The sequence below is a fragment of the Lacinutrix sp. Hel_I_90 genome (genome assembly GCF_000934685.1).
Lineage (GTDB): Bacteria > Bacteroidota > Bacteroidia > Flavobacteriales > Flavobacteriaceae > Lacinutrix.
Genome location: NZ_JYNQ01000001.1, coordinates 2,177,586 through 2,194,427, shown reverse-complemented (window position 1 = coordinate 2,194,427; position 16,842 = coordinate 2,177,586). Strand labels below are relative to the sequence as shown.

Sequence of the window (16,842 nt, the reverse complement as noted above, 5' to 3'; positions counted from 1 at the left end):
AAGGAAAGAAAAGTTAATGAATATTATGTTTTTCTTAAGAAACAATAGCTTTTAAACGTTTCCCAAAATCATAAAGCGCTTTTATTTCTTTAATACTAGCTAATCGTTCGCGACCAAAAATAAGTAAATCGTTCCCATTAGATTCTACATGATAGTAAGGATTGCTTTCAAAGAAGTGGGTGATTTCATCTGTAAAAAAAGTTTGAATCGCCTGAGTGTCTTCACCTAACAAATAGAAGCGTCTTGAGAAATCGCTATGATTTTCAATAGGAATATCTTTAAAGCCGGCAAAAGCATAGACTTTTTCTAAAAAGCCTTCACGATCTAATGTAAACTCAGGAATATCTTTATTAAGTTTAATATGAAGCATGGTCGAGCGAATTTCTTCTTTGGCTATAAATTCGCCTTCAGAAAACTCAATATCAAAGGTGTTTAGCGCTCCATTTTCACTGGTGAGTTGATTGTAGATATAATTTATTTTCTTAGTTCTGAAAAATAAAAAATCATCCAGAAAACGGGTCTCTCTCTTTTTTATAGCGTCGTAATTTATAGCATAATCTTCTGCAAACTCTTCAATAGTGGTTTGTCTTCGTGTTAAGCTCTTTTTAATCACATTTGGCACCGGTAATAAACGCCTAAGTGCAAAAGGGTGTTTAGAGTCTGTGTCGTGCAAATCGAGACCTAACACTTCAAAATGACCGCCGCGTTTACTAAATAATTCTTGATAATTATTCAGGTTTTCCATAACGGTGTGATCTACAAACGGACAGAGTGAAAAATCAACAATAAGATCTTCCGTTTCAGGAACAGCATCTAATTTTTCTTTTAGTTTAAAAAAGTTTAAAAAACTACAAAAGTGTTTAACACTTACATAATAATTGCCGTCTTCCTGAAACATTAAAACATTTGGCTTTAATAGGTTTCTAGCAAAAAGCGCAACACTTTTATTGATAAAAACATGAATGATAAAAGTGACTAAAACACCCGATGTAATACCAGATATTAAACCAATTTTAAGGGTAACAATAAGGGTAACAAAAAAGATAATGAGTTGTTCCCTACCTACTTTAAAAATCTTTTTTATGTTCTCTGGGGAGGCGAGTTTGTAACCCGTATATACCAAAATAGCCATTAAAGCTGGTAATGGAATACGCGTTAATTGCGTGCTAAATAGAACGATGAAAATCACTAAAAATGCCGCATGAAAAAAGTTAGAAGAACGATTGCTACCCCCGTTATTAACATTTACAGAACTTCGGGCAATAACCGTTACTACGTTTAAACCCCCCAAAAAACCACTCCCAACAGTTGCTAAACCAAGGGCTTTTAGATCTCTGTTAACATTACTACGTCGTTTTTCAGGATCTAATTTATCGACGGCTTTTATACTTAAAAGCGATTCGATACTTGCTATCAAGGTGAGCGCTAAAACGCTTATCCAAAAGGGTAAAGTGCCGACTTTACTAAAGTCTACCGCTGGTATTTGTAATATAATTTCTGAAAATTCAGGGATTCCAGAAATCATATATGCTCTGTCAATAGGGTTGTTTTCATGCACTATAAACTGAAAATAATAACTAAAACCAATAGAGAGTAAAACAATCCACATTGGCGCAGGAATTAACTGCAAATACTTGTTTCTAATTTTAGAGTAAAAACTCATAATTAGAAAACTGATAACACCAGCTAATGCGGCATAAATTAGTGCTGTTTTGTTGTAATGGATGGCGTCGTTTATAGTAAAGGGAATCTCGAAAAGATAATCTATGGTATTCTCACGTTTTATTCTATGCGCTAACATGATGTGAAATTGTTTCCCTAAAATGATAAGACCAATGGCGGCTAACATCCCTTGTATGGCACTTGACGGAAAGAAATTGGCTAAGGTTCCTAAACGTAAAAAGCCTAATATTAAAAGCAGTATTCCAGAACAAATGATGGCGGCGAAAGCACTTTCTAAGCCTAAAGTGGCGATGGCTACTAAAAGTACACCAACCAATCCGTTTCCTGGTCCAGAGATAGTAACGTGACTTCCACCTAAAATAGAGACTACCACACCTCCAACTACGGCTGCGATTACTCCAGAAATTGGAGGCGCATCACTAGCCATTGCTAAGCCTAAACCTAGGGGTAGAGCGATAAGACTTACAACGAAACCAGAAAAAATATTTCTAGGCAGCATTGTAAAAAATGCTTTTATGTTATTCTTTTTTGGACTCATTGAATAATTAAAACATCGGTTGGTAGCTCGGTTAAGATATGCTCTATATCATGTGGAAATAATCGGTCCCAAAAGGTCATTTTTGTTGGGGCATTCATTATTAATAAATCGGCGCGCTTAATTTGTGCGTAATGACCAATAGAATAGCCTTGTGTTCCAAAAATAGGTTGCGATTTAATTGCTATATTTTCGGTATATTCCTTTGGAATATCTTCTATAATATGATTGATTCTGGAACGCTCACGATTACGTAAACGTTCTTTTAAAATGGTTGCTTTTCGTAAAGATTTATCATCTTCAACTTTTACTGCGATTTCGTTTTGATTAATTTCTTCAACTATGGTAAGCTTTTCAGACTTTAGTTTTGAAGCAATGTAAAAAGCAGTAGCTATGGTTCTTTCGGTTTTTGGGTCTTTCAATCCGTTAACCACAATGTGTTTGCAAGGTATACGGTCTACTGATGGATTGATTAATAGCAGCAATGAACAGGTTGCCTGTCTTGTTATTTTACGAGCAATAGACCCCACATAATAGGTTAGGAATTTTTCACGTTTTGCTGCACCAATAACTAATAGATCTATGTTTTTTTCTATTGAAGCACTTAAAATAACATCAACCGGATTCCCTGTCTTGAAAACAACTTCATAGTCAAGATTATCTTTTTTAAACGTATTTAAAATAATTTTTAGTGTCTTTATTTTGTCTTCAGATTCCGCTCCAACATGAATAAGTACCAATTTAGCATCTAGATATAAAGACAGTCTAGCAGCTTCATATAAATTCGGTTTTAAATTTGGTGAAAAAGCGACACCTATTCCTATACTTTTAAATGGTTTTAAAGACACTATTTTGTTGTTTTTCTAAAAAATTGAAAGATAACATTTTTTTCAGTTTTAAAAAACGCTGAAACACAGGCGCTTTTAAGATATCTTATCCTAATTTTTGCTTAATATTACTTTTGATTACCATTATAAATGTTAATTTCACGAAAAAAACAAACTTATGTTAGAGTTAGGAGGCATTATCATTTTAGGAATCTTGGCACAGTGGGTCGCTTGGAAACTTAAAATCCCTGCCATTTTACCGTTAATTTTAATTGGACTATTAGTTGGCCCGATTGCTGCTGAATTTTTAAGTGAAGATGGTACTAAGTGGATAGAACCAATCTGGAACGGGGAGGAAGGTTTATTCCCCGGTGAAAGTTTGTTTTATTTTGTGTCGCTAGCGATTAGTATTATTCTTTTTGAGGGTGGTTTGACTCTAAGAATGGGAGAAATTAAAAATCTTGGTCCAGTAATTACAAAATTAATTTCTGTTGGCTCACTGATTACTTTTTTTGCAGCTGCGGTTACGGCTCATTTTACCTTTAACTTAAGTTGGAAGATTTCATTTTTATTCTCAGCATTAATTATTGTTACAGGACCAACCGTTATTACGCCTATTTTAAGAAATATTCCATTAACAAAAAATGTGTCTGCTGTATTAAAATGGGAAGGGATTCTAATTGATCCCATCGGCGCATTAGTTGCGGTCTTAGTTTTTGAGTTTATAAGTGTCGATGCTGGTGGAGAGTTTACGAAAACAGCTTTGATTGAATTTAGTAAAATCATATTATTTGGCGCTACTTTTGGCTTTACTTTTGCGCATGCACTAAATATAATATTGAACAGAAAATTAGTACCACATTATTTAATGAATGTCTTTACTTTAGCATCTGTTTTAGGTGTTTTTGTTTTATCAGACGCATTTGCACATGAATCTGGATTACTGGCTGTTGTTGTAATGGGTATGGTTTTGGGTAATTCGAAATCGCCATATTTAAAAGACCTACTTTACTTTAAGGAATCATTAAGCGTACTCCTTATTTCTATTCTTTTTATATTGTTGGCGGCCAATATTAATATGGAAGAGCTGTATCTTATTTACAATTGGAAAACAGTCGTTTTATTTGCCGTTATTGTTTTTTTAATAAGGCCTTTGGGTGTCTTTTTAAGCACGCATGGCTCCGCTTTAAAACTCAACGAAAAACTCTTTATAAGTTGGGTGGGACCAAGAGGTATTGTTGCAGCGGGTATTGCTTCTCTTTTTGGGTTAAAATTAGCAAGAGAAGGTGTGCCGGGCGCAGAGTATATCACCCCTTTGGTCTTTATGATTGTGCTGGGAACAGTTTTACTAAATGCAACTACAGCACGATTATTCGCTAAATTAGTTGGTGTGTTTTTAACCAAATCTAATGGCATCCTAATTGTAGGTGCTTCTAAAGTTTCGCGATTAATTGGACATTATTTAGAAACTAACGGAAGACACGTTGTCTTAATTGATAGTAACCCAAGTAATATCGCCAAAGCGAAAGAGCTAGGTCTTGAAGCGCTTACCACGAATATTTATTCTGATACTTTGATGGATAATATTGAATTAAATGATGTTGGTTATTTAATGGCTTTAACAGGAAGTAACGATATTAATAAATATGCGATTAATAAATTTGGTAAGCAATTTGGAGAAAATGGCTCCTTTAGATTGGTTAGTGTAGATGAAATGCGTGATGAACAAAACAACCCGAAAGAAGGGCTGTTTTCCCATACCGATGATTTTACAACCTTAATGAATGTGACACGAAAATACCCAAGCATTCAGGAAATCGAACTTAAAGATAAATCGCACTATGATGATTTGATAAAAACAACAAATGCCGATAAGGATATTATACCTTTATTTTTAAAAAATACAGAAGGAGAGATTTTAATTATTTCTTCTTACAATACTCAGGTTGAAGATATTAAAGAAGGGTATCACTTAGTTTATTTGGGTAAGCCATTAGATGTAGAAAAAGTTGAAACCGTTTAATGTTAATCAAACGGTTTCAACCAATTTTTTAATTACATAATATGTAGTTCAGTAAAACGTTTATCAATAATCATTGCATTATCTTTTGTGAACTTAATGTCTTTGTAGAGCACCTCAACGTTGTCAATTTCAATCTTTTTAATTTCAAAAGGCAATCCAATTAAATTTAATTTAAAGGTTTTATAAGGCGAAACATAGGATCCAGATTTATGTTGCTGAATAATTAACTCCTTAGATTTTCCTGTTAATTTAAAAGTACGTAAGCTATAGCGTCCTTTTGTATAATCGTAACCATCGTGGGCATCATCATACAAGTCTGAATTTTCTTTCCCCTTTTTATAATAAACATCTAAAGTCACCTGGTCTACCTCAAGCTCGCCAACATACTGTTGAATAGGGTACTTAGGAATGATAGCACCAGCTTTTACAAAAATAGGCATGCTGTCTAATCTTGCATCCACCCAAACTTCTTTTCCGCCTTCAAAAGATTCATTTTTCCAGTAATCGTACCAAATTCCCTTTGGGACATAGAGTCGTCTACCTAGAGAATTTGATTCCAAAATAGGGCACACAAGTATTTGTTTACCAAAGATAAACTCGTCTGTTCTATAGTGGGTTTGTATGTCATGCTGATCGTAAAGCACCAGTGATTTTAGCATGGGCGTGCCTTGATTCAAATAATGCCAGAACGAGGTGTATAAATAGGGTAATAATTGGTAACGCAATTCTATAAATTTTCTTACCACGTTTGTAATCTCATCACCAAACATCCAAGGTTCTTGTTCGCCATGATCTCCCGAAGAGTGTGTACGACAAAAAGGATGAAACACACCTAGTTGAATCCAGCGCGCGTAAAGCTCCCCATTGGGTTGCTCTGCAAAACCGCCAATATCACTTCCAATAAACGAAAAGCCGGACAAGGCCATACGCTGTGCTTGCACATTTGCAATCCATAAGTGCTCCCAGGTGGCTATATTGTCACCAGTCCAAGAAGAAGTATAACGTTGTGTACCAGAATAAGCGGCACGCGTTATGGCAAAGGGACGTTTTGGATACGAGTATTTTTTTAAGCCATGATAGGTAGCACGAACCATTTGCATCCCATAAATGTTATGTGCTTTTCTATGGCTACATGGGTTGCCATCGTAATCGTGCCTTACGTCGTTTGGAAATGTTTTATTAGGGACTTCCATGACCGCAGGTTCATTCATATCATTCCATACCCCTTTTACACCAATATCTTCAATTAATTCTTTGAACAATCCAGACCACCAATCCCGTACTTCTGGTTTTGTAAAATCAGGAAAATAACAGTCTCCAGGCCACACTTTGCCCTTCATATATGGACCATCAGCACGCTTACAGAAATAGTCATTGTCTAAACCTTCTTTAAAGACACTGTAATTTAAATCAATTTTAATCCCTGGATCAATAATGACTATGGTTTTAAAACCATCCGCTAACAACTCCTGAACCATACGTTTTGGATCTGGAAAATACTCTTTATTCCAAGTAAAGCACCTAAAACCGTCCATATAGTCGATATCTAAATAAATAGCATCACAAGGGATTTTTAGTTCTCTAAATTTATTAGCAACCTCTTTTACTTTAGATTCTGGATAATAACTCCATTTACACTGGTGGTAGCCCAAGGCCCAAAGCGCTGGTAATTGATGCGGTTTTCCTGTTAAATCGGTATAGCTTTCAACAACATCTGTCATTTCTGGACCATAAATAAAGTAGTAATTCATTTCGCCACCTTGCGCCCAAAAACTGGTTACATTTTTACGTTCGTGTGCAAAATCAAAATAGGAATGAAAGGTATTATCAAAGAAAACACCATAAGATTTGCCATGATGTAACCCTGTAAAGAAAGGGATGGCCTTATAAATAGGGTCTGTTTGCTTACCATAAGCATAAGAATCGGTTACCCAATTTTGAAAGCGCTTTCCTTTTAAGTTTAAGTGCTCAGGCTTATCACCTAATCCATAATAACTCTCACCATCTTGAGCAGTTTTACTCATTTTTACGACGGCACCTCCAAATTCATAACTTTCTTCCCAGTGAAAACCTAACTCGTCTTGATTAATTAAACTGTTATCTTTAGCATCGTAAAGTGTAATTTTTAAATCAGACTTATTCACTTTACAAATTAATTTCTGAGTGGTGACGGTATACTGTTTTTCGTCTTCAGTAATTTCCAGATGATTGTACCCCCGACCTCCATAGCGCGTTATGGCATAAGAAAAATCTTTTTCAAAACTTAAATCTGTTGAATATCTAAAACGTAAAACACTATCGCGAATTACCGTAATTTGAAGTGCTACATTGTTTTCTGTTTTAAAGTGGAGTACATCAATATTTTTTGAATAAGAAATTACTTTTGAAGGAAACTGATTGCCTTTTTTTTCAAGCTCTGTATTTGTAATCATTTTCGAAAGTTTTAATTGTAAACCTAATGATTTACAAGAGTATAACAGGTTTTAATTCTTTAAAAATAGGTGCGATTTATTATGTAAAAATGAATTTTGATGAGATAAAAATTTATATTATTCATACTTGAATAGGGTTGCTGCAAGTGGCGGAACCATAATTTCGGCAGAAAACGGCAGGTTATTCCAGCTTAATTTTGTTGTTTTAATGGGTTTCGTATTTAAGGTATTGCTCCCACCAAACCCTTCAGCATCACTATTAAAAACCTCGATAAGACTTCCTTTTTTTAATACGCCTATTTTATATTTTTTATAGGTATTTGGTGTGAAATTACAGACCACAATGATATCGTTTTCTGGGTCATGCCCTTTTCTAATATATGAAATCACACTGTTTTGAGCATCGTCGTGGTTTATCCATTCAAAACCGTCTACACTAAATCCTTTTTCATAAAGTGCTGGGTTGCTTTTATAAAAAGCATTGAGCGCTTTCACATGGTTTTTTATCCCAATATGTGGTAAATACTCCAATAAATTCCAGTCTAAACTCTTTTGAAAATTCCATTCCTCATACTGCCCAAATTCATTACCCATAAAGAGCAATTTTGTACCAGGATGTGTAAACATATAGGTGTAAAGCAATCTTAAGTTTGCAAAACGTTGCCACTCATCTCCGGGCAGTCTTCCTAAGATTGAATGCTTACCATAAACCACTTCGTCATGCGACAAAGGGAGCATAAAATTTTCAGTAAATGCATAGGCTAAGCTAAACGTAATTTCATTTTGATGGTGTTGTCTGTAAATGGGATCTCGAGCAAAATAGTGGAGTGTATCATGCATCCAGCCCATCATCCATTTCATGCCAAAACCTAAACCGCCTGCACTTACTGGTTTTGTCACTGCAGGAAATGCTGTAGATTCTTCCGCAATGGTTTGAACGTCGTCATAACGACTATAAACAGCTTCGTTAAATTCTTTTAAAAAGGAAACAGCAGCCAAATTTTCGTTCCCCCCAAATTCATTGGGATCCCATTCGCCATGTTCTCTTGAATAATCTAAATAAATCATAGAAGCTACAGCGTCTACGCGTAAACCATCAATATGATAATATTCTAGCCAAAACAGTGCGTTACTTATTAAAAAGGAACGGACTTCATTACGTTCATAATTAAAAATAAGGCTTTTCCAATCGGGGTGATAGCCTTTTTTTGTATCTGGATGTTCATATAAATGGGTGCCATCAAAAAAGCCTAAACCGTGCGCATCAGATGGAAAATGAGAAGGCACCCAATCTAAAATCACACCAATATCATTTTGATGAAAAGCATCGATAAGTTGCATAAACTCTTGTGGATTTCCAAAGCGAGACGTTGGTGCAAAGTAGCCTACCAATTGGTATCCCCAAGAGGGATTGTAAGGATATTCCATAATAGGCATAAATTCTACATGCGTAAAATTCATTTCTTTTACATAGTCTACTAATTGTTTGGCAAACGTATTATAAGTGAGGCTTTTTCCATCCTCATTTTTACGCCAAGAATCTAAATGAATTTCATAGACAGAATATGGCTTGTCAAGGGCGTTTTTATCTTTCCGGTAGCCAAGCCACTGTTTGTCTTTCCATTGATAGTCTGAAATGTCCCAGATTATCGCGGCTGTATTTGGTGATTTTTCAAAATACAGTGCATACGGATCTATTTTTTCGGTTACAACACCAGCGTTATTTGATACAATTTTGTACTTATAGCGCATGCCTTTTTTGGCCTCAGGAATAAAGCCTTCCCAGATGCCTGAGGCATCCCAGCGCACATTTAAAACATGCTGCGCGTCATCCCACAAATTAAAATCACCAATAACAGAAACCGTTTTTGCAGAAGGTGCCCAAACAGCAAAATAAACACCTTCTTCAGCGTCGTGCGTTACAAGATGTGCTCCAAATTTTTCGTATAAATTATAATGCTTTCCAGATTTGAAAAGCGTAATATCCAACGCTGTAAAAAGACTATATACTTTCGTTTTGTTCATTAAACTATTTTAAACCCAGCAGGGATTATGGCGCCTTTTTTGATCACTACAATACCGTCTTTTATTAAATAATTATCGGTTTCAGTATCTTCAAGGTGTTTACCGCCTTTAATTTCAACATCGTTACCAATACTGCAATTTTTGTCTAAAATAGCATGGCTAATTTTACAGCGTTTTCCAATACCTATTAGCACTTTAGTGTCATCAGACAGATCTTCAAGACTCTGGTAATGGTCGCTTCCCATAGTATAGACATGGCTAATAATACTGTCGTCTCCAATTCTGGAGCGGATACCTATAACGGAGCGTTCTATGCTTTCTGCGCTTATAATACACCCTTCAGCAATGACCGTTTTAGTTAACTTGGTTCCAGATATTTTTGAAGTGGGCAATATCCTGGCTCTTGTATAAATACGATTTTTTATATCGTAAAGGTCAAATTTTGGGATGTCATCTGTTAAACCAATATTAGCCTCAAAGAATGAATCTATATTTCCAATATCGGTCCAATAGCCCTCAAATTGATAACTTAATACTTTGTGTTTATGTATGGATTGCGGAATGATTTCTTTTCCAAAATCGATAGTATTCGGATTGGCCATAAGCTCTTCTAAAAGGGTTTTATTGAAAATATAAATACCCATCGAAGCTAAATGATTACGGTCTTGGGCTTTCATTTCATGACTAACCTCAGAGGTCCAATCTGGCAAAAGGGCTTTGGCAGGCTTTTCAATAAAAGACGTAATCACGTTTTCAGTATTGGTTTTTAAAATACCAAAGGAGGTCGCCTCTTTTTCTTTTACTGGTAAAGTCGCTATAGAAATAGCGGCGTTGCTCGCTATATGCTTATCGAGCATATCATTAAAATCCATGTTGTACAATTGATCACCCGATAGAATGAGCGCATATTCATAATCATGCCTTTTAAAATGGTGCATGCTCTGTCTCACAGCATCAGCGGTACCTTGAAACCAGGTTTTGTTTTCTGGTGTTTGCTCTGCGGCTAAAACATCTACAAAGCCAGAGCTAAAAAAACTAAAATGGTAGGTGTTTGAAATGTGTCTGTTTAAGGATGCCGAATTGAATTGCGTTAACACAAACATGCGTTTAATGTCTGAATTTATACAGTTGGAAATTGGGATATCTACCAAACGGTATTTTCCAGCAATGGGGACAGCTGGTTTTGAGCGTGCTTCGGTTAGCGGATACAAACGCGAACCTTGTCCGCCTCCTAAAATAATTGAAATGACCTTGTTGTTTATCATTCTAGCTGATGTTTTTATAAAGTTCCTGATATGTTTTAGCCGATTGTAGCCAAGAGTGATTAATAGCCATGATGTGTTTTTGTGTTGTTTTAAAGGCTTCTTTTTTTGTGTAAAATGTTTTTGCTCTTAAAATACCTGTAACCGTAGCTTCTATTGTAGCTGAAGGGATAATAATTCCAAAACCATCATTAGAGAGATCTGTAATGGTATCTTTTAAACCTCCAATATTGTTTACAATGGCAACTGTGCCATAGCGTAAAGCATACAATTGATTGAGGCCACAAGGCTCTACACGCGATGGCATGATTAAAAAATCGGCTCCAGCGTAAAGGATATGTGAGAGTTTCTCGTCGTAACCAATAAAATGGTTGTAATTTTTATAGTCTGCAGATAAGTCTTTTAGTGCCTGTTCTGTTTCTGTTTCTCCAGAACCTAATAGTAAAATTGAAATCGCGTTATTTTTTAGGACCTCACTAAAAATCTCAGGAAATAAATCGGCGCCTTTTTCACCAACTAGTCTACCTATAAAGACAAATAGCGGTTTTTTATCATCTAAATCGAATGTATCACATAGCCATTTTTTATTCGCTTTTTTTCCAGCGCTAACCGACGTGCTGTTATAATTTTTAATAATAAATTCATCCGTTTCTGGGTTCCATACAGCAGTATCAATGCCATTTAAAATACCAACACATTTTTCATGTTCATGTGCTAAAAGCCATTCTAAACCGTTGGCTTTTTCTTTTAACTCTTCCATGTAACTTGGAGAAACGGTGGTCACCTGCCAAGCGCATTTTATTGCTGCCGCTAAGGGGTTAATTTGGTGATTCCAGTCGATTAAACCCACATGATCGAAATTAAATTTTGGAATTAAGTGTACCAAATCATGAGAAAACCACCCTTGATATTGTGCATTATGAATGGTAAAAACCACAGGGATGTTATTTAGTGACTTATACTCAAAAGATTCCTGAAGCATAAACGGGATTAAACCCGTATGGTGATCGTGACAATGTATAATATCTGGCTTATTATCTTGGGATTTCAGCCAATCTAAAGCCGCAATTTGAAAGGCTAAAAACCGTTCAGTATCTGTATTGGAGTATACATAGTCTTTATAAAGTAGTGGTTCTATGTGTATAAAAAAAATAGCGAAACCTAAAGTGTTTTCAACCAAAGTTAAAACTTCAAAAGGTATTTTTTTTCCAGCTAAATTTAGTTCAGCATTAAAAACGGAGGAAAAGGTATGAGATTGGGTAAATTTATTATTGTAAAAAGGCATAATAACAGAGGCCGTGTTGCCTAAGTCATTTTGATATTTGGGTAGTGCACCAACAACATCTGCTAAGCCACCAACTTTGGCAACTGGATAACATTCTGCACTAAGATGAATAATGGTCATTAAGAAAGTTTAAAAGCGTCCTATAAAGCTAATGATATAAACTTAAAAAAAAGAATGTTTGTTAAATATTGTGGGCTTTTTATGAATGAAAACGTTTTCGTAGCAATTTTCAAACTCATGCAACACCGTGTTCCCCGAAAAGGGGGTATCTACTGCAGGAACCTTATCGGAAAGAATCGTTTCAATAGCATTTTTTTAAGCCAAGTTTCAATTTTTTTGGCCTAATCTAATGTTGGAAATTTCCTAAATATTGAGAACTCTTTTCAGGTTAATCATTCAACTTTAAAACAGCCATAAACGCTTGCTGAGGGATTTCTACATTACCTACTTGACGCATACGTTTTTTACCTTTTTTCTGCTTTTCCAAAAGTTTACGTTTACGCGAAATATCGCCACCGTAACATTTTGCGGTTACATCTTTACGTAAGGCTTTAATTGTTTCACGAGAAATAATTTTAGCGCCAACAGCCGCTTGAATAGGAATATCGAACTGCTGACGAGGGATTAATTCTTTTAATTTTTCGCACATTTTTTTACCAATGTGCTGTGCATTATCTGCATGAATTAATGCCGAAAGGGCATCAACAGGTTGTGCATTTAATAAGATATCTAAACGCACTAATTTTGAGGTACGCATACCAATTGGCGAATAATCGAAAGAGGCATACCCTTTAGAAACCGTTTTTAAACGGTCGTAAAAATCGAAAACAATTTCAGCTAGAGGCATATCGAAAGTAAGCTCAACACGTTCAGATGTTAAATAGGTTTGATTGGTAATCATCCCACGTTTTTCAATACATAAAGACATTACGTTACCAACAAAGTCGGCTTTAGTAATAATGGTTGCCTTAATAAAGGGTTCTTCAACACGATTAATGGTTGTCGGTTCTGGCAAATCACTCGGGTTATTAACCACAAAGGGTACTTCTGGTGCTTTATTAGTATACGCGAAATAGGACACGTTGGGAACTGTTGTTATTACCGTCATATCAAACTCACGCTCTAAACGCTCTTGAATAATTTCCATATGCAGCATGCCTAAGAAGCCACAACGAAAGCCAAAGCCCAAAGCCGCAGAGCTTTCAGGCTGAAAGACTAAGGAGGCATCGTTTAATTGCAGCTTCTCCATCGAATTTCTAAGCTCCTCATAATCTTCTGTGTCTACGGGGTATATACCCGCAAAAACCATAGGTTTTACATCTTCAAAACCTTGTACGATATTAGTTGTTGGGTTTGCAAAATCGGTAATGGTATCTCCAACTTTAACCTCTTTAGCGGTTTTAATACCAGTGATTAAATACCCAACATCTCCCGTTTTTACACTCTGTTTTGCAACTTGTGTTAGCTTTAAGGTACCAACTTCATCTGCGTAGTATTCTTTTTCTGTAGCGACAAATTTAATTTTTTGTCCTTTTTTAATTTCACCGTTAAAAACTCTAAAATAGGTTTCAATACCTCTAAACGTATTGTAAACCGAGTCAAAAATTAACGCTTGAAGTGGTGCATCTGGATCGCCCTTAGGCGCTGGAATACGTTCTATAATAGCTTTTAGAATATTTTCTACACCAAAACCTGTTTTTCCACTAGCATGAATGACCTCACTTGGGTCGCAGCCTAAAAGCTCGACAATATCGTCTGTAACTTCTTCAGGGTTTGCACTTGGTAGATCGACTTTATTTAAAACGGGAATAATTTCTAAATCATTTTCCAGTGCTAAATATAAATTTGAAATCGTTTGTGCTTGAATACTTTGCGCGGCATCAACAATTAATAAGGCGCCTTCACAAGCAGCAATAGAACGTGAAACCTCGTAAGAGAAATCTACGTGTCCAGGGGTGTCTATTAAGTTTAAAGTGTACTTTTCACCTTCATAAGTATAATCCATTTGTATGGCGTGCGACTTAATGGTAATACCACGCTCACGCTCTAAATCCATACTATCTAATAACTGATTTTGCTGCTCACGAGCCGTCACAGAACCAGTAGCATCGAGTAAACGATCGGCCAGTGTGCTTTTACCGTGATCAATATGTGCAATAATGCAAAAATTTCTAATGTGCTTCATAATCGTATCTTTCTCTAGAAATTAAAAATAAAGAGTGTGCAAATATAATGCATTTATTGGCGATTTTTCCTTTTTTATTGGGAATAGAACGGGCTTTAAAATTACGGTTTTAACCTTACCAAAAAGTAAAAAACAATTGGTATCTTGCTGTTAAATTAATCCCTTTATTGCGATACATACTATACATATTTATTTTTCTTTTTGCTTCGGAAATTCTTGCACAAGAATTTACTGTTTCAGGGACTTTGGTTGATGAAAACAATGCCCCTATAGCTTTCGCTTCTGTTTTACTTTTAGCAGAAAACGAAACGATTATAACGGGTATTAGCTCTAATGAATCAGGCGCTTTTTTGTTGAAAAACCTCTCCGCAAATACCTATACCTTAAAAATCACTTTTGTTGGTTACAACGAAGTTTTAGAGAATTTTAAGCTTTCTGCCAACAAGAATTTTGGCACCATTATACTTAAGGAAGGTGCTGAAGCTTTAAAGGAAGTGAACATCACTTCAACAAAACCAACGCTAATAAAAGAATCCGATAGGTTAATTTTTAATGTTGAAAATACCGCATTAAGCGAAGGTAACTTGCTAGAAGTTTTACGGAGTGCACCAGGTGTTTTAATTTTAGATAATGCCATAACGGTTAAAAATAGTACACCAACGGTTTATATTAATGATCGGAAAGTGAATCTCTCGGCAAGTGAGATTACCCAACTGCTGGAGAACTCACCAGCAAATACCATTAAAAAAGTAGAGGTGATTACTAATCCGCCAGCAAAATATGATGCAGAAAGTGGCGCTGTCTTAAACATCGTGATGACTAGAAACTTAATTACAGGGTATCGCGGCACTATTTTTTCTAATTACACACAAGGCGTCTTCCCGAGATATAATGCAGGACTCAATCAGTTTTATAAAACAAACAAAATCAATGTTAATTTAAACTATAGTTACTCGCAAAATAAAATCAACAGAGATAGTGATGAACGTATTAACTATTTTGATGCTGGTAGTATTGATGAAAAATGGCTAACCAATACTAATCGAAATACCTACTCAAAAACGCATAACGTTAATTTAAATTTTGATTATTTTCTTGATGATAAAAACACCTTAAGTTTTGCAACCAATGCATTATTACTTCCGTTTTTCGATTATTTTATCAATGGAAAAACGATTATTTCAGATGCAGAAAACACAAGACTTTATAGTTTTAATGTTTTTAATCATTCTGAGGATGATAAATATAATTTAGGTTTCGATTTAGATTTTGTGCATCTCTTCAAAAAGAAAGCAAAGCTAACGTTTAATGCACATGTAACCGATTATGATTATAGAAGAAATCAACGGGTTAATAGCAATTATTTTCTTCCAGATAACACCTATGATTTTAGCACCGCATTTAATACCTTGAGCAACCAAGACACTCAAATTTTCACCACACAAGTAGATTATGTTTTACCTTTAAGTGACAGTGCTGAGTTTACTTCAGGGCTTAAATCATCGAACATTGAAACAGTAAGTGACATTGTACAATTTGACATTGACCAAAGCACAGGCGAGTCTACACTCAATACTGCGAATTCAAATGGTTATGATTATGAAGAGTCTGTTTTTGCTGCTTATTTAAGTTATAATAAAAGCTGGCAAAAATGGAGTTTTTCAGGGGGTTTAAGAGCTGAAAACACACAAATAAAAGGGCTTTCGATTGCCGATAACGAAAGAAATAATCAAGATTATTTTAAACTGTTTCCAACAGTAAATCTTAGCTTGGAAGTTACTGAAAAGGCTACTATTTATACGAATTACAAACGCAGTATTTCAAGACCAAATTATCAATCATTGAATCCGTTTAAGTTTTTTTTAAATGATAACACGATAGTTACAGGTAACCCAACCTTGCTGCCTTCTTTTACCAGTAAATATTTATTAGGTTCAAGTTTATATGATTTTTTAACAATTGAAGTGTTTTATGTAGATACTGTTAATACAATTTCAGAAATACCCATTCAAAATAATGACAATTCTATTTTAACATTTACCTCGACTAATCTTGATAAAAGAATAGATTTTGGTTTGGATGTTGAGTTTTATAAAAGTTTAAGTGATAGATGGTTTCTATATGTAGGTAACTCACTTAGGAAAATAAAGGAAGAATCATTAATAAATAATGTCATTTCAAGACAAAGAATATGGAGCAATTACTTCATTTGTAGTAACGACTTCTCCTTTTTAAAAAATAAGAGTTTGTCTTTAAACATGACCATTATCCATATTGGGAAAAACACCCAAGAATTGCAAATAGTTGATCCTAGATTGTTAACCAATGTTTCAATAAAAAAACAGTTGTTTAACGACCGAGCAACGTTATCTTTAGCCATTGCAGATTTATTTAATACACAAGATTTTAATGTGAGTTACAAAAACGGGAATCAAGATAATGCTCGTTTTACAAATTTGGACAATCGCTACATAAAATTAGGATTTAGTTATAAATTTGGCAACACGACCTTAAAAACTAATGAACAAACGAAGTCACGGGCTGAGCGTGAGCGTTTAGAGAAGTAAACACGCTCTACCTTCAAA

General features: G+C 35.1%; 9 protein-coding genes. 2 read left to right on the top strand and 7 right to left on the bottom strand.

The features are described 5' to 3' along the window. Positions 1-34 precede the first annotated feature (34 nt). On the bottom strand, positions 35-2,221 hold the full coding sequence (locus GQ46_RS09705; protein WP_044401153.1) for a SulP family inorganic anion transporter: 2,187 nt from the start codon (positions 2,219-2,221) through the stop codon (positions 35-37). After that, the gene (locus GQ46_RS09700) at positions 2,218-3,066 is read right to left on the bottom strand and encodes a universal stress protein (protein ID WP_044401152.1); all 849 of its coding nucleotides are present in this window, start codon (positions 3,064-3,066) and stop codon (positions 2,218-2,220) included. The genes GQ46_RS09705 and GQ46_RS09700 overlap by 4 nt, the downstream gene beginning before the upstream one ends. 157 nt (positions 3,067-3,223) lie before the next feature. On the opposite strand from GQ46_RS09700, the gene GQ46_RS09695 reads away from it, so the two are divergent. Further along, positions 3,224-5,068, top strand: coding sequence for a sodium:proton antiporter (locus GQ46_RS09695; protein ID WP_044401151.1), 1,845 nt, complete (start codon positions 3,224-3,226; stop codon positions 5,066-5,068). Positions 5,069-5,100: 32 nt separating this feature from the next. On the opposite strand, the gene GQ46_RS09690 is transcribed toward GQ46_RS09695, so the two are convergent. The 5 genes from GQ46_RS09690 to lepA all read right to left on the bottom strand — a co-directional run bounded on the left by GQ46_RS09690 (position 5,101) and on the right by lepA (position 14,257). Next, positions 5,101-7,500, bottom strand: coding sequence for a glycoside hydrolase family 31 protein (locus tag GQ46_RS09690; RefSeq protein ID WP_044401149.1), 2,400 nt, complete (start codon positions 7,498-7,500; stop codon positions 5,101-5,103). Positions 7,501-7,617: 117 nt separating this feature from the next. After that, on the bottom strand, positions 7,618-9,525 hold the full coding sequence (glgB, locus tag GQ46_RS09685) for a 1,4-alpha-glucan branching protein GlgB (RefSeq protein WP_044401147.1): 1,908 nt from the start codon (positions 9,523-9,525) through the stop codon (positions 7,618-7,620). Continuing rightward, complete coding sequence (locus GQ46_RS09680; protein ID WP_044401144.1) at positions 9,525-10,790, bottom strand: glucose-1-phosphate adenylyltransferase; 1,266 nt, start codon at positions 10,788-10,790, stop codon at positions 9,525-9,527. The genes glgB and GQ46_RS09680 overlap by 1 nt, the downstream gene beginning before the upstream one ends. A gap of 1 nt (position 10,791) precedes the next feature. Further along, the gene (locus GQ46_RS09675; RefSeq protein ID WP_044401141.1) at positions 10,792-12,192 is read right to left on the bottom strand and encodes a glycogen synthase; all 1,401 of its coding nucleotides are present in this window, start codon (positions 12,190-12,192) and stop codon (positions 10,792-10,794) included. Between the two features lie 268 nt (positions 12,193-12,460). Continuing rightward, positions 12,461-14,257, bottom strand: coding sequence for a translation elongation factor 4 (gene lepA, locus GQ46_RS09670; RefSeq protein ID WP_044401138.1), 1,797 nt, complete (start codon positions 14,255-14,257; stop codon positions 12,461-12,463). A 167-nt stretch (positions 14,258-14,424) separates the two neighbouring features. On the opposite strand from lepA, the gene GQ46_RS09665 reads away from it, so the two are divergent. Beyond that, positions 14,425-16,824: an outer membrane beta-barrel family protein gene (locus GQ46_RS09665; RefSeq protein WP_231567344.1), complete on the top strand. Its 2,400-nt coding sequence runs from the start codon at positions 14,425-14,427 to the stop codon at positions 16,822-16,824. Positions 16,825-16,842 lie beyond the last annotated feature (18 nt).